18 protein-coding genes are annotated in these 17005 nt (G+C 68.1%); 5 read left to right on the top strand and 13 right to left on the bottom strand.

Annotation, left to right across the window (positions count from 1 at the left end):
• Window positions 1–36 precede the first annotated feature (36 nt).
• The gene (murJ, locus tag HUA74_RS17060; RefSeq protein ID WP_174455353.1) at window positions 37–1737 is read right to left on the bottom strand and encodes a murein biosynthesis integral membrane protein MurJ; all 1701 of its coding nucleotides are present in this window, start codon (window positions 1735–1737) and stop codon (window positions 37–39) included.
• Window positions 1738–1842: 105 nt separating this feature from the next.
• Between murJ and HUA74_RS17055 the strand changes: the two genes are divergently transcribed.
• The 5 genes from HUA74_RS17055 to HUA74_RS17035 all read left to right on the top strand — a co-directional run bounded on the left by HUA74_RS17055 (window position 1843) and on the right by HUA74_RS17035 (window position 7221).
• Window positions 1843–2319 (top strand): ferritin, encoded by a 477-nt coding sequence (locus HUA74_RS17055; protein ID WP_174455352.1) that lies wholly within the window; start codon window positions 1843–1845, stop codon window positions 2317–2319.
• A gap of 47 nt (window positions 2320–2366) precedes the next feature.
• Window positions 2367–3233, top strand: coding sequence for an encapsulin nanocompartment shell protein EncA (encA, locus tag HUA74_RS17050; RefSeq protein ID WP_141646339.1), 867 nt, complete (start codon window positions 2367–2369; stop codon window positions 3231–3233).
• Window positions 3234–3258: 25 nt separating this feature from the next.
• Window positions 3259–4683, top strand: a complete 1425-nt coding sequence (locus HUA74_RS17045) for a sigma-54 dependent transcriptional regulator (protein ID WP_141646340.1) — start codon at window positions 3259–3261, stop codon at window positions 4681–4683.
• 196 nt (window positions 4684–4879) lie between these two features.
• Window positions 4880–5806, top strand: coding sequence for a M23 family metallopeptidase (locus tag HUA74_RS17040; RefSeq protein WP_371746259.1), 927 nt, complete (start codon window positions 4880–4882; stop codon window positions 5804–5806).
• Between the two features lie 95 nt (window positions 5807–5901).
• Window positions 5902–7221: a hypothetical protein gene (locus tag HUA74_RS17035; RefSeq protein ID WP_174455350.1), complete on the top strand. Its 1320-nt coding sequence runs from the start codon at window positions 5902–5904 to the stop codon at window positions 7219–7221.
• 111 nt (window positions 7222–7332) lie between these two features.
• On the opposite strand, the gene rsmI is transcribed toward HUA74_RS17035, so the two are convergent.
• The 12 genes from rsmI to sucC all read right to left on the bottom strand — a co-directional run bounded on the left by rsmI (window position 7333) and on the right by sucC (window position 16970).
• Window positions 7333–8163 (bottom strand): 16S rRNA (cytidine(1402)-2'-O)-methyltransferase, encoded by an 831-nt coding sequence (gene rsmI / locus HUA74_RS17030; RefSeq protein ID WP_174455349.1) that lies wholly within the window; start codon window positions 8161–8163, stop codon window positions 7333–7335.
• A gap of 9 nt (window positions 8164–8172) precedes the next feature.
• Window positions 8173–8550, bottom strand: a complete 378-nt coding sequence (locus HUA74_RS17025; RefSeq protein WP_174455348.1) for a YraN family protein — start codon at window positions 8548–8550, stop codon at window positions 8173–8175.
• Window positions 8551–8593: 43 nt separating this feature from the next.
• Entirely contained in the window at window positions 8594–10492 is a 1899-nt protein-coding gene (locus HUA74_RS17020) for a chromosome segregation protein SMC (RefSeq protein WP_174455347.1), read from the bottom strand.
• A gap of 93 nt (window positions 10493–10585) precedes the next feature.
• On the bottom strand, window positions 10586–10969 hold the full coding sequence (gene rplS / locus HUA74_RS17015; protein WP_141645907.1) for a 50S ribosomal protein L19: 384 nt from the start codon (window positions 10967–10969) through the stop codon (window positions 10586–10588).
• A gap of 122 nt (window positions 10970–11091) precedes the next feature.
• Window positions 11092–11835: a tRNA (guanosine(37)-N1)-methyltransferase TrmD gene (trmD, locus tag HUA74_RS17010; protein WP_141645906.1), complete on the bottom strand. Its 744-nt coding sequence runs from the start codon at window positions 11833–11835 to the stop codon at window positions 11092–11094.
• Window positions 11832–12395 (bottom strand): ribosome maturation factor RimM, encoded by a 564-nt coding sequence (gene rimM, locus HUA74_RS17005; protein WP_174455346.1) that lies wholly within the window; start codon window positions 12393–12395, stop codon window positions 11832–11834. The genes trmD and rimM overlap by 4 nt, the downstream gene beginning before the upstream one ends.
• The gene (locus tag HUA74_RS17000; protein ID WP_174455345.1) at window positions 12392–12676 is read right to left on the bottom strand and encodes a KH domain-containing protein; all 285 of its coding nucleotides are present in this window, start codon (window positions 12674–12676) and stop codon (window positions 12392–12394) included. The genes rimM and HUA74_RS17000 overlap by 4 nt, the downstream gene beginning before the upstream one ends.
• Window positions 12677–12702: 26 nt before the next feature.
• Entirely contained in the window at window positions 12703–12966 is a 264-nt protein-coding gene (gene rpsP, locus HUA74_RS16995) for a 30S ribosomal protein S16 (RefSeq protein ID WP_141645903.1), read from the bottom strand.
• Between the two features lie 89 nt (window positions 12967–13055).
• On the bottom strand, window positions 13056–14192 hold the full coding sequence (gene rlmN / locus HUA74_RS16990; RefSeq protein ID WP_174455344.1) for a 23S rRNA (adenine(2503)-C(2))-methyltransferase RlmN: 1137 nt from the start codon (window positions 14190–14192) through the stop codon (window positions 13056–13058).
• Window positions 14193–14397: 205 nt separating this feature from the next.
• Window positions 14398–14841, bottom strand: a complete 444-nt coding sequence (gene ndk, locus HUA74_RS16985) for a nucleoside-diphosphate kinase (RefSeq protein WP_141645901.1) — start codon at window positions 14839–14841, stop codon at window positions 14398–14400.
• Window positions 14842–14872: 31 nt separating this feature from the next.
• Window positions 14873–15769 carry a succinate--CoA ligase subunit alpha gene (sucD, locus tag HUA74_RS16980; RefSeq protein WP_141645900.1) on the bottom strand — a complete coding sequence of 299 codons (897 nt, stop codon included), beginning with the start codon at window positions 15767–15769 and terminating at the stop codon, window positions 14873–14875.
• Between the two features lie 40 nt (window positions 15770–15809).
• Window positions 15810–16970: an ADP-forming succinate--CoA ligase subunit beta gene (gene sucC / locus HUA74_RS16975; RefSeq protein WP_141645899.1), complete on the bottom strand. Its 1161-nt coding sequence runs from the start codon at window positions 16968–16970 to the stop codon at window positions 15810–15812.
• Window positions 16971–17005 lie beyond the last annotated feature (35 nt).

Genomic DNA, 17005 nt, shown 5'->3' with positions numbered 1-17005 from the left:
TGCCTGCTCCGTCAGGAGCCGAGCCATGGCGCGGACTTAGCGCTTGCGACGCAGGCGGCCAGAAACCTTGCGGAACACCGCGCTGGCCTCCGGCACGCCGAGCGCCGCGGCCACCGCGAAATAGATTACTCCCATTGGGAGGGCGACGGCGATGAATCCCAGGATGGGATGCATCGCGGGGGGGGCGAGGAAGGCCCCACCCCACTCCGCTTGCACTCCGGGCATGGGACCCAGCACCGAGGCGAGCCCCAGCTTCACCCCCAGGGCCACCGTTCCGGCGATCACCGCCGCGCCCCACAGTCGGGGCAGCAACCCCGAAGGCACGCCCACGCGGCCCAGCTGCCTGGAGAGCTTGCGGCGCAGAAGGGTCGACTCCAGCCAGGCCACCATGCCGCTGGAGAGCGTGAGGCCGAGCGCGCCCAGTTCAGGGGGGAGCCCCAGCCACTCGGGCCCGTGAAGGCCCAGGACCCAGGCCCCCAGCGAGCCCAGCGCCACGCGGACGATGGCGAAGCGCAGCGGCGTCTTCGGATCCTTCAGCGCGTAGAACGCGGAGGCATAAAGCCGGCCCACGGTGGCGGCCACCAGCCCCACGGACGCGCCGATGAGCAGGTACCAGAGGTAGCGCGAGTCCGCCGCGCCGAAGCGGCCCGTCTGCAGCAGCGCCGCGGCGACCATGTCTCCCAGGAAGAAGAAGGCCGCGGCCGAGGGCACCACCCAGAAGGCGATGCGCCGCGCGCCCGCGTCGATGCGCGTCCGCAGCTTCGCGACGACCTCCTCCCGCTCGCCATCCGCCGCGCGCGCCATCTCCGGCAGCTCCGCCGCGGACACCGCCATGCCGAAGAGGCTCACCGGGATGAGGTAGATGGTCTGCGCATAGACGAGCGAGGACATGGCCCGCTCGGAGATGAGCGTGGCGAAGGCGGTGTCCACCCACGCGCTGAACTGCACCACGCCGCGCCCCAGGACGACGGGCCCGAAGCTCTTGAGCACCTGGCGCACCGGCGCCGCCGCGGTGGAGAGCGAGGGCCTGAAGCGCCCCAGCAACTTGAGGACACTTGGTACCTGCACCGCGAACTGGAGGAAGCTGCCCGCCACGACGCCGTAGGCGAGCAGCTCCACCAGGCGCTCCTCGCCATAGCGGCCGCCCAGCACCAGCAGCGTGAGGATGATGGCGCCGTTCCACACCACCGGCGCCAGGTACGACAGCAGGAAGCGGCGGTGGCTGTTGAGGATGCCCAGACACCAGGCGCTCAGCACCAGGAAGCCAGTGCCCGGGAAGAGGACGCGCACCACGCGGATGGCCAGCTCGCGCGCGTGGCCCTCGAAGCCCGGGGCGATGAGGTCCACGAAGAGCGGCGTGAAGAGCATGCCCGCGCCCACGAGCAGCGCGGTGGCCAGCGACAGCAGGCCGAACACCGCGCCCGCCACCCGGTCCGCCTCCTCCGTGTCCTTGCGGCCGAGCAGCTGGGCGTACACCGGAATGAACGAGCCGGAGAGCACTCCCTCGCCAAACAGGTTCTGCAGGAAGTTGGGGATGCGCAGCGCCGCCTTGAAGATGGCCGCCGCCGCCTCGTTGCCCAGGTAGTGCGCGAAGACGCGCTCGCGCACGAGCCCCACGAGCTTCGAGGCGAGGATACCCGTGGCCACGAGCAACGCGCCTCGGCCGCTGGAGCGCTCGGACCGAGGAGACGGGGCGGTGAGAGGCGGCGGAGAAGGCTCGGGCACGGAGGCGGTCACGAGCGCCGGACTCTATGCGTGACGTCAAGTGGCATGAAGCAGGAAACCCACCGGGCCCTGTTTCTCTTGACGGTGCCCCCGGCGGATTGCAAGGGTCCATTCCCAATGGCCGAAACCCCGGACAGCGACCTGGACGACGTGGCGCGCATTCGCCGCGTGCTGGCGCGCGAGCTGGAGACCATCAACGAATACGAGTCCTTCGCCCGGGCCGCTTCCCACCCGGAAGTGAAGGCGTTCTTCCTCCACCTGGCGACAGAGGAGAAGGAACACGTGTCCGAGGCGGTTCACATGCTGCGCATGCTCGACGCCAACCAGGACGCCCGCTTCACCAGTCCCATCGCGGCCGGGCACTTCCAGCAGGCCGTCGCCGATGCGGGCACACCCGTCGCGGCCCATTCGCCCTCCCCCACCCCACCGGCGCCGAACGTCATCAACGGCCGGTCCCCGGTGGAGCCGCTCACCGCCCTTCCCCCGCAGCGCCTGATGTACGGCCTGCCCGCTCCGCCGCCCGCCGTGGAGTCCCATCCCCTCACGGTGGGCTCGCTCCGCCGGAGTGGTGGCGGTGGTGGCGGCAATCGCTGAAGACGTTCCTTTTCTTTTCTCCTTGTTGAGTATCTGGAGACTGTTCGATGCCTGACTTCCTTGGACATGCCGAGAACCCGCTCCGTGAAGAGGAGTGGGCGCGCCTGAATGAAACCGTCATCCAGGTCGCGCGGCGCTCGCTCGTGGGCCGCCGCATCCTCGACATCTACGGTCCGCTGGGCGCGGGCGTGCAGACGGTGCCCTACGACGAGTTCCAAGGCGTGTCCCCGGGCGCGGTGGACATCGTCGGCGAGCAGGAGACCGCGATGGTCTTCACCGACGCGCGCAAGTTCAAGACCATCCCCATCATCTACAAGGACTTCCTGCTGCACTGGCGCGACATCGAGGCGGCCCGGACGCACAACATGCCGCTGGACGTGTCCGCCGCCGCGGGCGCCGCGGCGCTGTGCGCGCAGCAGGAAGACGAGCTCATCTTCTACGGTGACGCGAAGCTGGGCTACGAGGGCCTGATGACGGCCAACGGCCGGCTCACCGTGCCGCTGGGTGACTGGACGGTGGCGGGCGGCGGCTTCCAGGCCGTCGTCGAGGCCACGCGCACGCTCAACGAGCACGGCCACTTCGGCCCCTATGCCGTCGTGCTGTCGCCCCGGCTGTACTCGGCGCTGCACCGCATCTACGAGAAGACGGGCGTGCTGGAGATCGAGACCCTCAAGCAGTTGGCCTCGGATGGCGTCTACCAGTCCAACCGCCTGCGCGGTGACTCGGGCGTGGTCGTGTCCACCGGCCGGGAGAACATGGACCTGGCCGTGGCCATGGACATGGTGGCGGCCTACCTGGGTGCCTCGAGGATGAACCATCCGTTCCGCGTGCTGGAGGCGCTCCTCTTGCGCATCAAGCACCCGGACGCCATTTGCACCCTTGAGGGCCCCACCGCGGCGTCGGCCCGTCGTTAGTCCGGCCCCTCCGCGCCCTGCTCCCATGGCAAAAGTCCTGGTGATTGACGACGAGGCGAATCTCCGCAAGGTGCTCGCCGCGATGCTGCGCCGGGATGGCTTCGACGTCACCGTCGCGGAGAACGGTGAGCAGGGGCTGGCGGAGTTCCACAAGAACGGCGCCGACATCATCGTGACGGACCTGGTGATGCCCAAGGTGGGCGGCATGGAGGTGCTGAGCACCATCCGCTCCGCCAACCCCGACGTGCCGGTCATCATCATCACCGCGCACGGCACCGTGGACTCGGCCGTGGACGCCATCAAGGCGGGCGCGTTCGACTACATCACCAAGCCCTTCGACCAGACGGAGCTGTCCGCCGTGGTCGCCAAGGCCGCCAAGACGAACGAGAGCGCCCGTCGCTCCGTCCGTCCGGACCTCAAGGCGCGCGCCGCCATCATCGGCGAGTCGCCCCAGATGCAGGACGTCTACAAGGTCATCGACAAGGTGGCGGACACGCCCTCCACGGTGCTCATCACCGGCGAGAGCGGCACCGGCAAGGAGCTCATCGCCACCGCGCTGCACGGCGCCTCCAGCCGTCGCGACAAGCCGTTCATCAAGATCAACTGCGCGGCCATCCCCGCCACGCTGCTGGAGAGCGAGCTGTTCGGCTACGAGCGCGGAGCCTTCACCGGCGCCGTCACCTCCAAGCCCGGCCGGTTCGAACTGGCCGATGGCGGCACCCTCTTCCTGGACGAAATCGGGGAGATTCCCGTCGAGATGCAGGTGAAGCTGCTGCGCGCGCTCCAGGAAGGCGAGTTCGAGCGCGTGGGTGGCATCAAGACGACGCGCGTGGATGTGCGCCTCGTTGCCGCCACCAACCGCGACCTCCAGGCGGAGATCGAAGCCGGCCGCTTCCGCAAGGACCTGTACTACCGGCTGGCGGTGGTGCCGCTCACCCTGCCCCCCCTGCGAGAGCGCCGCAGCGACATCCTGATGCTCGCGCGGCACTTCGTGGACAAGTACAACCGGCGCCTCAACAAGAAGATTGAAGGCATCACCGACGACGCGCTGGCGCTGCTGCAGGGCTACGCGTGGCCGGGCAACATCCGCGAGCTGGAGAACCTCATCGAGCGCGCGTTGCTGTTCGCGGACGGGCCGCTCATCACCGCCAAGGACCTGCCAGAGCCCGTTCGGCAGGGAGCGGGCGTCCAGGCAAGCCCCGCTCCGCCCCCCAGCGCACCGACCCTGGAAGTTCCCACGGGTGAGGTGGGCCTGAAGGACATCGTCCGGATGAAGGCGGCGGAGCTGGAACGGGACCTCATCGTCAAGAAGCTCGATGAGACGGGCGGCAACGTCACCCGGGCCGCGCGGCTCTTGCAGATCAGCCGCAAGTCCCTGCAAACGAAGATGAAGGAATTCGGTCTGCGCGACACCACGCCAGACGAGCAAGAGGACGGCCCCGAGGATTGACCCTCGGCTGGCGGAATTCCTCGTTGCGGGCGCTGGTTTTCGCGCCCGCCCACTCTTTCCAAACCAGGGAGCCTGTATGCGGCCGAACCTTCCCACCCTCGGTGCACCTCCAAAGCGCAGCCCCATCGGGCCCGTGGTCGCCGTGTCACTCATCCTTGGCGGAGCCGCCGGGGGCGTGTGGTGGTGGAAGCAACGGATGGCGAACGCCACGGGCGAGGCCGCCATCCACCAGCCTGTCGCCGAGGCCACCGGCCCCGCGGATGCGGGCGCCCTCGCGGCGGCCCCTCTCGCCGCGCCTGTTCCCGTGGACCCGGTGAAGGCCGCGGGCCTGGAGCGCGCGTCGATGCGCATCGAGGGCCCGCTGGAGACGGCCCTCAACAACTCCGCTGGCGCGGACGTGGGCCCGGCCCTGGCGCAGGTGGTGACGCGCACGCTGGTGTGGTGGGTGGAGGTTCCGGGTGAAATCCTGCGCGGCGACACCCTTGACGTGCTCTTCCAGCGCCGCCCCAACGAGGAGCCCCTGGTCCACGCGGTGCGCTTCACCAGCGCCAAGCTGGGCAAGACGCTGAGTGCGTACCGCTACCAGGCCGGAACCGAGGGCGCAGCGCGCTACTACCTGTCCACGGGCGAGGAGCTGGAGCTTCGCCTGGAGAAGTCGCCGCTGGACGACTACGAGCAGGTGACGTCCCTGCTGCGCGACGGTCGCCGCCACAAGGGCGTGGACTTCCGCACCCCGGTGGGCACGCCCGTCAAGGCGCCCTTCGCCGGCGTGGTGAAGCGCAAGAACTGGAACTGGGGCAGCAACGGCAACTGCCTGGAGCTGGTGGAGACGGGCGGCCGTGGCCGCCGCGCCCTCTTCCTGCATCTGGACGAGGTGTCCAAGGACATCCACCCGGGCTCGCGCTTCAACGTGGGCCAGGTCATCGCCCGGAGCGGCAACACGGGCCGCTCCTTCGCGCCCCACCTCCACTACCAGCTGATGACCCAGGACGACCGGGTGCTGGACCCCTTCGACCAGCACAAGACCTACCGCCGCACCATGGCGGCCGGCCACAAGACGGGCTTCGATGACGAGGTCCGGCGCCTGGAAGGGCTGCTCGGAACCTCCGTCGCGGGGAAGTAAAAGCAACCCGATTCTTGACACTCCTTCGACGGCGCGGCTAGCTGGAAGCCCCCGGGCTTGCCGGAAGGCCCGCTCGTTTCGCCGTCGGAGGTCGGATGCACAGGCTTCGCGTCGTACTCGCCGCGCTGACGCTGGGCGCGCCGTTCGCCGCCAGCGCGGCAGATATCACCCGGATCGCTTCCTCCTTCGAGGATGACGATCCGTTCGACCTGTTCATCGACGTCGGGTTCGAACGTACGCAGACTCGCGCGAAGATTGTCCGCGAGCAGCTCGCGCCCGCGGGCACGCCGCCCAACGAGGATGGCTCACCAGCCACGCGCGGTGACGCCGCGGAGCTCTGGTACAAGGGCGTCGATGCCCGCCTCAACCTGAGGCTGGCGGTGGGTCTCTACAGGGACTTGGAGCTGTCCTTCACGCTCCCGCTGGTGTTCCAGCAGAACGAGCGATGGGACTTCACCTCCCAGTCGTCCCAGGAGTCTTCCACCATCACCAACAACTGCATCAACGCGGATGGCTCGACCATCGCGGGATGCCTCTCGGACCCGCAGACCAACGGTGTGCCGCTCTTCGGCGTGCCGCAGGAGAGCTTCCGGGGCGGACTGGGCAACCTCCACTTCGGCCTGGCCTACGCCTTCTTCAACCAGGCGAAGGACGAGACCAAGCCCACCTGGATTGTCGGCATCGACTACGAGGCCCCCACCGCGAAGGTGAGGGACCCGAGCGTGGACACCACGAACTCGGACGAGCGCGGCAACATCGGCGACCGGGTCCACAAGTACCAGCTCTACACGGCGTTCTCGCGTCGCATGGGCGTGGCCGAGCCGTACTTCAAGGCCAGCTACACCATCCCCGTCCGAGGCCCCCTCTTCTATTCGAACTGCGACCAGCGCACGTCGAACCCGACGAACCTGGGTGCTCCTGGCAACTGCGGTGAAGGTCCGTGGAACCGCAAGGAGACGGGCATCAAGTCGCCGGAGATGCTGGGGATGGTCGCCGGTGTGGAGCTGGTGCCGTTCGACAGGCCTCAGAAGCACCAGAAGTTCACCCTGGACCTGCGGGCCATCGGCAACTACGTGGGCGCGGGCCGGTACAACAACGAGCTGAGCGCGGCGCTTCGCAAGCTGCTCACCTCCGAGGAGTACTTCCAGGTCGGCGGCATGCTCGGCGCCACCGCGAGCGCGTCGGACACCTTCAAGATTCGCGCGTCGGGCACGTTCCTCTACAACACGGACCACACGCTGACGAACGAGGAGATGGGCCAGGACCTCAACGGTGATGGTCAGGTCGACACGGCGGTGGGCTCGCCCGAGCTCAACCCGACGTTCGACTGGCGCTACGACCTGGTCTCCCGCCGCTTCCGCGCCATCGGCAGCACGACGTTCCGCTTCGACCTGAGCGCTTCGTTCAACTTCTAGCGGCAGGTGACACCCGGGAGGCGCGGCATCCACCGCCTGCCTCCCGGTGTCGCGGGCAGCAGCAACGCGGACGCCAGGAGGGAGTACGCTCCTCCTGGGACCCGCTTCGACTCACCGCTTCAGCGACAGCCCGAGTCGGTAGACGTCCTGTCCCGACCAGCCCGCACGACGCGCCAGCTCGGTGCTCAGGGGCTTGAGCTTCTCGCCGCGAGCAAGCCCCTCTTCGAGCCCGCGCCGCAGCTCCTCCTCGGACCAGCGGCGCTCTCCGGTGCGGCCTTCCACGAGCACCACGACCTCACCCCGGGCCTCTTCCGTCGCGTAGCGCGCGGACAGCTCTGACAGCGGCCCTCGCACGAACTCCTCGTGCAGCTTGGTCAGCTCGCGGGCGACGCACGCACGGCGATCCCCCCAGGCCTCCTGCAGGTCCGGGAGCGTTTCTCCCAGACGGCGCGGAGACTCGTAGAGCACCAGCGTCGCGGACAGCGCGGCCACCTCTTCCAGCATGGCGCGCCGCTCGGCGCCCTTGCGGGGCAGGAACCCCAGGAAGTGGAAGCGCCCCGTGGGCAGCCCGGACGCGCTCAGGGCCGCGATGAGAGCTGTGGCGCCCGGGATTGGAACCACCGTCAGCCCTCGTTCCAGCGCCTCCGCCACCAGTCGCTCTCCGGGGTCGCTGATGGCCGGACTGCCCGCGTCCGTGACGAGCGCGCAGTCATCCCCTTCTGCGATTCGATCGAGGATTCGCCCGGCCCGCTGCCCCTCCGCAAAGGCGGGCAGGCTGACAAGGTCCTTGCCGCCAATGCCGAAGTGGTCGAGCAGCACACGGGAGTGCCGCGTGTCCTCGCAGGCGATGAAGCGCACCGCGCGGAGGGTCTCCAGCGCGCGCGTAGAGATGTCACCCAGGTTCCCGATGGGCGTGGCCACCAGGTACAGCGTTCCAGCCATGCCTTCCCCTTACATGCCCGCATCGAAGGCGCCGGGAATGTGCTCCACGGTGGCGCGCGCTCCACGCCCCACCACGGAAATCACGTCGAAGCGCATCATCCGCTCACGCAGGTCATGAGCGAAGAGATAGTGCAGCGCCGCCTTCACCACCCGACGCTGCTTGGCGAACGACACGGTGTGCGCCGGGTCTCCCCATACGGCCGAGGAGCGCATCCGCACCTCGACGAAGCACACGGTGTCCTCTCGCTCGGCCACCACATCCAATTCGCCGTAACGACACGGCCAGTTCCGCGCCCTCACCCGCCAGCCCCGCTCCTCCAGGTACCGCACCGCCACCGATTCCGCCTCATCCCCGAACTCCCGCCGCACCCCACGCCCCATCCCCATACCCCCACCGTCCTCCCCCACGGAGGACACCTTCCACATCGGACTACACGTTAACCGTGCCGTCCGACATCTGGGCGAAGCCAGGGTGCGGGGTGACGTGGAGCACCTGCGTCAGCGTGCCCAGGTGCTTCAGCATCCGGGCGATGAGCGGCAGCTTCACTTCCTCGACGCCGGCGAAGACATCCTCGAGGACGAAGGGTCGCTTCACGCGCGCGCTCCCCTTCTCCACCACCGTCATCCGCAGCGCCAGGTAATACAGGTCCAGGTCCTTCGGCGGAATCTCGCCCACCGGTACCCGTCGCCCGCCCGCGAGCGCGAAGGCCCGACCCTCCTTGTCCCACTCGACGCCCTGGTAGCGGCGGTCCGTGAGCGCGGTGAGGTACTGGACGCAGCGATCCTTGAGCATGGCCTGCACGCTCAGCACGTCCGTGGTGAAGATGTCCGCAGCCTGTGCCAGCAGCGCGGGGGAAGGATCTTCCAGCGGCTCCGCGGGCGCGGGGGCACCATCCGGCCCGGCGGCGGCCGGCGGAGGTGGCGCCTTCGCCAGCGCGATGGACTCCTTCACCCGGCCGAGTTCCCGCTCCACCTCGCGAATGTCGCGCACGTAGGAGCCCTTCTGGATGAGCTCCGCGTTGAGCGCCTCGAGCTGGTCCTTCAGCGCCTGGCGCTGCGTGGACGCGGCCACGAACTCGGGGTCCGCCTCCACCGCCGCAAGCTGATCCTTCAGCTCCACCACGCGAGCGGCCAGCAGCTCCTTGCGCTCCAGCGCGGCGGGAATCTCGTCCAGGCTCTCCACGCCGAGTGCCTTCTGCGCCATGCGCACCGGCGCGGCCTCGGCCTCGAACTCCTCGTGGATCTTCTTCTCGCGTGCGTCGAAGCGACCTTCCTTGCTGCCTCGCTGCGAGGACTTCTGGAGTTCATCCACGTAGCGCAGCGCGACGAACGCGGAGAAGCCGAAGGCGGGGATGTCCAGCAGCGCCAGGTAGCGGAACGTGCTGTCGATGCCGAGCCCCAGACCCAACCCCAGCCCGAGAAACAGCACGCCCACGGCGATGCCGACCCAGAAGCCACGGTCCTCCGTCAGCGGATCCACCGAGTCCGGCACGTCCGCCGCGTCCGCATCCCGGTCCGCGCCGAGCCGGACCAGCGCATCGTCCCGCTTCGCCACCACCTTGGAATAGCGCTGCACCCGGTTGAGGATGTCCTGGGGAAGCCCCAGCGTCTGCGGCGTCGGCGCGGCCCGCCACGCATTCTCCGCGTCGTGGATGGCCACCTTCAGCCCCTCGGTGCCCTTCAGGCGCTGATCCGCGTCGAAGATCTGCGAGGACAGCCCGTCCACCTTGAACTGGAGCCCATCCACCTCGCGCGCGGAGATGAACTCCGCCTCCAACGCGCGCGCCTTCGCCTCGGATGCGGCGATGTCGTCGGAGGGCGCCACGGTGGAGGCGGACGCCAGCGAGGGGAACTTGCCGGACGCCTTGGGATCCACGGCCTTGGCCGCGGCCTTGCGCGGACGCCGGGATGGAAGCTGCCCCACCTGGAGGCAGTAGAGCTGCTCGAAGGTCGTCCGCGGAGGCAGCCCCACCTGCCCGCGCATGAACTGGTTCATCTCCGAGGCATCCGAAGACACCAGCTCCGGCTGCTGCGTCGCCTTGTTCAAGCGGTGCAGCGTCCCCGAGCCGCCCAGCTCCCGCAGGACCCGGTACGTCGCACCATCCACGCCCTGGAAGGTCAGCGCGGCCTTGCCGGACTTCGCACCGGGCGCGATGAAGGAGGCGTCTCCGCCCCGACCGTCCGCAAAGAGCAGCGCGAGCAGGACTCCCGCGAACGGGCTCGCCTCGGCCGAGGGCGGCTTGAGGACAAGGTACCCGGACTTCAGCGAGAAGCGGCCCGCGGGAGTAAAGCCCCGGACATTCTGGACGGCGACCTCGACGAATTGCATGGCCGGCGCATGTTACCGCGAATGAAAAAAGGAGCGCCCGGGATCGGACGCTCCTTCTCACGACGGCCCGTGGGCCGACGAGGACTCAGGCGCTCAGGAGGCCTTGGCGGCCTTGGGGGCCCTGTCGGGATCTTCCTGCACGTCCACGCGGGCCGCCTTGCCCTTGAGGTCGCGGAGGTAGAACAGGCGGCTGCGGTTCACGCGGCCACGCGAGAGGACCTCGATCTTCTCGTAGCGGGGGCTGTGCAGCGGGAAGATGCGCTCCACGCCGACGCCGAAGGACACCTTGCGGACCGTGAAGGTGGCCCTGTGGCTGCCCGAGGTCTTCCGGATGACGGTGCCCTCGAACGCCTGGACGCGCTCCTTCTCGCCCTCCTTCACCTTCCAGAAGACGCGCACGGAGTCACCAGAACGGAACGAGGTGACGTCCTGGCGCAGGTACTTGGCCTCGACGTGCTGAATGGCGCTGTTACGCATGACAGACTCCAGTAAAGCGGAAGCTAACGCGACGATGAACGCGTGAAAGAGCGGGCCGTACTACCAGAGAGAATGGTGTCGGACAAGCCCGCTGAAGCCCAATCCACTGAGAACCCCCAGGGTTACAGGTCTTCCTCGCGGCGAGCCAGCAGTTTTTGATCCGCCTTGGACAACGTCAGGCGGGAGAACAAGTCGGGCCGGCGCTCTCGTGTGAGCACCAGCGATTTCCAACGGCGCCACCGGGCGATGCGGGCATGGTCTCCCGACTGGAGGGCGGCGGGCACCTCGACCTCCCGGAAGACAGGCGGGCGCGTGTACTGGGGATGCTCCAGCGTGCCCTCCTCGAAGCTCTCCGACACCGAGGACGCCACATTCCCCAGCACCCCGGGGACCAGCCGCGCCACGGCGTCCACCACCGCCATCGCGGCGACCTCCCCACCGGTGAGGACGAAGTCTCCCAGGGACAGCTCCCCATCCAGGTAGCTCATCACCCGCTCGTCCACGCCCTCGTAGCGACCACAGACGAGGATCAACCCCGCGGTGTGGGAGACAAGCTCACGCGCGGCGGCCTGGGTGAACGTCACGCCGCGAGGGCTCATCAGCAGCACCTTCGCGCCGGGCAGTCGCGCCCGCGCGGCTTCAATCGCGGCGATCAGCGGCTCGGGCTTCATCACCATCCCGGCCCCGCCCCCGTAGGGAGCGTCGTCCGTGACGCGATGCTTGCCCTCCGCGTACTCGCGGATGTCGGTGATGGTGGTGGAGAGCAGGCCCTTCTCCTGGGCCTTGCCGAGGATGCTGGCCCCCAGGTAGCCGGTCACCATGCCGGGGAACAGCGTGAGCAGCTCCACCGGATACGGCGGACTCACTGCTCGGACCCGTCGGGCGCATCCTTGTCCGCGTCGCGGCGGCCGACTTCCACGTACTCGGGAGGGCGGATCACGATGCGCCGCGCGGCGATGTCCACGGTGGGGACGAACTCATCCGCGAACGGCACCACCATTTCCTGCCGCCCCGCGGCGCGGATCACCAGGTTCGGCACCTCGCCGGTGGCCCAGATCTCCTCCACCGTGCCCAGGGGCGTGCCGGCCTCGTCCACGGCGGACAGGCCCACCAGATCGCCCTGGAAGAACTGGCCCTCTTCGGGCGGCTCCAGGTCCTCGCGGAAGACGAACACGGTCGAGCCCACGAGCGACTCGGCCTCCGTGCGCGTCTCCACGCCCTCGAAGGCGACGATGTCCTCTTTCGGCGTGGGCCGCAGCTCCTCCATCTTGAGGTCGCGTTCCACGCCCGCCCGGGTGCGGATGCGAACCCGCTCGACGGTGGCGAGCGTCTCCGATCCTGGATCAAACGGACGCACGGCCACCTCGCCGCGCAGTCCGTGCGCGCGCGAGATGAAGCCCAGCTCAAGCAAGGGGTTCGGAGTCACCGTGACGTGTCCGGTGCGGCGGCGGGCTGACCGCTGGCCGCATTGCGCCGGTCGTCGAGGATCTCCAGACGAACCTTCTGGCCTGACTTCTGGGCCGCGGCATTGAGCAGCGTCCGGAGGGCATTCACGGTACGCCCATCACGGCCGATGACCTTGCCAACATCCTCGGGGGCGACCTTCAGCTCATAGAGCCGCGTGCCGTCCACCTCGGAGATGCGCAGGCCCACCTGGTCCGGTTGATCGACCAGGGCCCGCGCCAGATACGTGAGGAGTTGCTCCACGTCCGCTCAGTACAGGCGGTCGCGGATCAAGCCGCGGGGGTGGACTTGGGAGCCTTCGCGGCGACCTTGATGAGGTCCGCCACGGTCTCCGACGGCGTCGCGCCCGTCTTCAGCCAGTAGTTCAGCCGCTCCTCGTTGAACTCCACCTTCGGGGGGGTGATGTTCGGGTCGTACGCGCCAACGGCCTCGATGAACTTGCCATCCCGCGGGTTGCGGGAGTCGGTGGCGACCACGTGGTAGTAGGGCTTCTTCTTGGCGCCCGCGCGGGCAAGACGGAGGACGACGGCCATGGAGTACTCCAGCGAACAGGTTACGACGATGGAAACGGGGTGGCGCTCTTAACGCCGCACCCGCCGGATTGTCAAGGAAGCTCGGGACTTTATGTCGTGCTTTCGGCTGCGGACGACTCACCACGATTGGCGAGCTGCCCGCAGGCGCCAGCGATGTCCCGGCCCCGGTTCTTGCGGATGTAGGCGGACACGTGACCATCCGACAGGATGGCCCGGAACTCTTCCGCCCGCTCTTCCGCGGTGGTCTGGAACCCCAGACCCGGGTTCTCGTTGTAGGGAATCAGGTTGACCTTCGCCGGAATTCCCTTGAGCAGCTGGATGAGGCGGTGCGCATCCTCATCGCTGTCGTTGAAGCCCTGGATGAGGACGTATTCGAAGGTGATGCGGCGTCCCTGGCGCAGCGGGAACTTGCGACACGCGTCCAGCAGCGCGGCGATGTTCCACTTGCGGTTGACGGGCATCGTCTTGCTGCGCTGCTCGTCGGTGCTGGCGTTGAGGGAGATGGCCAGCTTCACGTCCGTCTCCTGGCCGAAGCGCTCGATCATGGGAACGAGGCCGACGGTGGAGACGGTGATGTGGCGGTGGCTGAAGTTCGGCCCGTCCTCGGACTGGAGGATGGAGAGCGCCGTCTTCAGGTTTTCAAAGTTGTGGAGCGGCTCGCCCATGCCCATGAACACGAGGTTGGAGAGCGGGCGCAGCGTCTCGTGGCCCTCGTTCTTGCGGACCTCGCGGTTCACCGCGTGGACCTGGGCGACAATCTCGCTGGGCGTCAGGTTGCGCTTGAGGCCCATGGTGCCCGTCATGCAGAAGCCACAGGCCATGGCGCAGCCCACCTGGGTGGACACGCACAGCGTCCTGCGGTCCTCGGAGGGCATGTAGACGGACTCGATGTAGCGCCCGTCCCGCGTCTTCCACCGGTACTTGATGGTGCCGTCGATGCTGCGCTGCTCCAGGTCCTTCACCAGCGGGACGATCTCCGCGGCGACCTTCAGCTTTTCGCGCAGGACCTTGGACAGGTCCGTCATCTCGTCGAACGACGTGGCGCCGCGCTGATGCAGCCAGCGGTAGACCTGGGGGGCACGGAAGGCGCGCTCGCCCAGTTGCTCGGTGACGAAGCGGGTGAGCGCCTCCAGCGAAAGGCTGGCCACGTCCACGAGCTTCGCGGGCGCGGGCGCCGGCAGCGGCTCCGTGACAGGAAGAGAGGGGGTGGCGGAGGTCTCGGTCATCGTCGTCGCGCTATTGAACGGTAAGGCCCGGGGCGTCCCTTCCCACACCTGGGCACGACAAGTCAAAGGAGCGCACGCCCCCTGAGTCCTGCTCCAGGCATGAGCACCCCTCCCCTGCCCCGCTGGAAGGCCAACGGCCCGGGCCAGCCCCTCGCGGGTGCCGACACCGGGCCGTCAGTCAGAGGCCCCTCCCGGGGCCTGCCGCCTACTTCTTGGCGGTGTACTCGTACGGCTGGACTTCCGTCTCACGGAAGAAGTACGCGATCTCGTTCTTCGCGTTCTCCAGGCTGTCGGAACCATGCACCGTGTTCTGGTCGATGCTGGTGGCGAAGTCCTTGCGGATGGTGCCCTCGGCCGCCTGCGCGGGGTTGGTGGCGCCCATGATGTCGCGGTTGCCCAGAACGGCGTTCTCGCCCTCCAGCACCATCAGGACCACGGGGCCGGAGATCATGAACTGCACCAGGTCCTTGAAGAAGGGCCGGGCCTTGTGGACCGCGTAGAAGCCCTCGGCCTCCTTCTGGGAGAGCTGCTGGAGCCGGATGGCGACCGGCTTCAGACCCTTCTCCTCGAAGCGGCTGATGATCTTCCCGATGACGCCCTTCTGCAGACCGTCCGGCTTGATGATGGACAGCGTACGCTCGATGGCCATTTTGACTGGCTCCTTGTGCCCCTGAGGGGTGTTAGCGCTTCTTGGGGCCGCGCTTCACGGCCTCCTGGAGGGTGGTGCCCAGCTCGGCGGGGCTGGCGGCCATCACGATTCCCGCGGCCTCCATCGCCTTGATCTTCTCCGTCGCAGTGCCCTTGCCGCCGGAGATGATGGCGCCCGCGTGGCCCATGCGCTTGCCCGGAGGCGCCGACTGGCCGGCGATGAACCCGGCGATGGGCTTGGTGAACTCGCGAGCGACGTACTCCGCGCCCAGCTCCTCGGCGCTGCCGCCGATCTCACCAATCATGATCACCGCGTCCGTATCCGGATCCGCGTTGAACAGCTTGAGCACGTCCACGAAGTCCGTGCCGTTGACCGGGTCTCCGCCGATGCCCACCGCCGTCGACTGGCCCAGGCCCAGCTGCGTGAGCTGGTGCACGGCCTCGTACGTCAGCGTGCCAGAGCGCGACACCACGCCGATGCGGCCCGGCTTGTGGATGTGGCCCGGCATGATGCCGATCTTGCACTTGGCGCCGGGGGTGATGACACCCGGGCAGTTCGGACCGATGAGGCGCACGCCCGGCTTGCCCTGCAGGTAGCGCTTGGCGCGCACCATGTCGAGGACCGGGATGCCTTCGGTGATCGTGATGATGAGGGACACGCCCGCGTCAGCGGCCTCCATGATGGAGTCCGCGGCGAACGGGGGCGGGACGAAGATGACGGACGTGTTCGCGCCCGTCTGCTTCACGGCGTCGGCGACCGTGTTGAACACGGGAACCTTGCCCTCGAAGCTGGTGCCGCCCTTGCCCGGCGTGACACCGCCAACGAGCTTCGTGCCGTACTCCAACATCTGCTTCGAGTGGAACGAGCCCGCCGAGCCGGTGATGCCCTGGCAGAGGACCTTCGTGTTTTCGTTGACGAGGATGCTCATGGCGCTCCTTCAAAAAAGTGTGGGCGATGAAGCGCGCGGACTACTTCAGCGCGGCGACGGCCTTCTCGGCCGCCTGACGCAGGTTGTCCGCCGGGGTGATGGCGAGGCCGGAGTTGCGCAGCAGTTCCTTGCCCTGCTCCACGTTGGTGCCTTCCAGGCGAACGATGAGGGGCACTTTGAGCTGCACTTCCTTGGCCGCGGCGATGATGCCGTCCGCGATGACATCGCACTTCATGATGCCGCCGAAGATGTTGACCAGCACCGCCTTCACCGCGGGGTCGGCCAGGATGAGCTTGAAGGCCGCCGTCACCTTCTCCTTGCTCGCGCCGCCGCCCACGTCCAGGAAGTTGGCCGGCGAGCCGCCCACCAGCTTGATGGTGTCCATGGTGGCCATGGCCAGACCCGCGCCGTTCACCATGCAGCCGATGTTGCCCTCGAGCGCGATGTAGGCCAGATCCCACTCCTTGGCCTGCGTCTCACGCGCGTCCTCTTCCGCCAGGTCCCGGTACGCCAGCAGGTCCTTGTGGCGGTAGATGGCGTTCTCGTCGAACGTCACCTTCGCGTCCAGCGCCACCACGCCGCCATCCTTCAGGATGACCAGCGGGTTGATCTCCACCAGGGACGCATCCGTCTCGATGAACATCCGGTAGAGCGCGGTGCAGAACTGGGCGAACTTGTTCACCGTGGGGCCCGACAGGCCCAGCCCGAAGGCCAGGTTGCGGCCCTGGAAGTCCAGGAAGCCCACCGCCGGGTCCACCGTCTCGCGGAGGATCTTCTCGGGGTGCTTCTCCGCCACTTCTTCAATCTCCACGCCGCCCTCGCGGGACGCCATGAAGGTGACGCGGCTGGTGACGCGGTCCAGCGTCACTCCCAGGTACAGCTCCTGGCCGATGGCGAGACCTTCTTCGATGTAGACCTTGTGGACCTTCGTGCCTTCCGGCCCGGTCTGGATGGTCTTCAGCATCATGCCAAGCATCTGCTTGGCGAGTTCCTTCGCCTCGGCGGGGCTCTTGGCCAGCTTCACGCCGCCGCCCTTGCCTCGGCCACCGGCATGGATCTGGGCCTTCACCACGACGACCGGCGTGGCCAGCTCCTTGGCAGCGGCCTCCGCGTCATTCGGCGAGAGGGCGAGAATTCCCTTCGGCGTGGGCACACCGTACTTCCGGAAGATTTCCTTGCCCTGGTACTCGTGGATCTTCATCGAGGCTCCATGTGGAGACGAGGGGGACGACCCCT

This window comes from Myxococcus sp. CA051A (assembly GCF_013336705.1).
Lineage (GTDB): Bacteria > Myxococcota > Myxococcia > Myxococcales > Myxococcaceae > Myxococcus > Myxococcus llanfairpwllgwyngyllgogerychwyrndrobwllllantysiliogogogochensis.
Note: the sequence above shows the minus strand (reverse complement) of the source record. Positions and strands in the feature narration are given on the sequence as shown.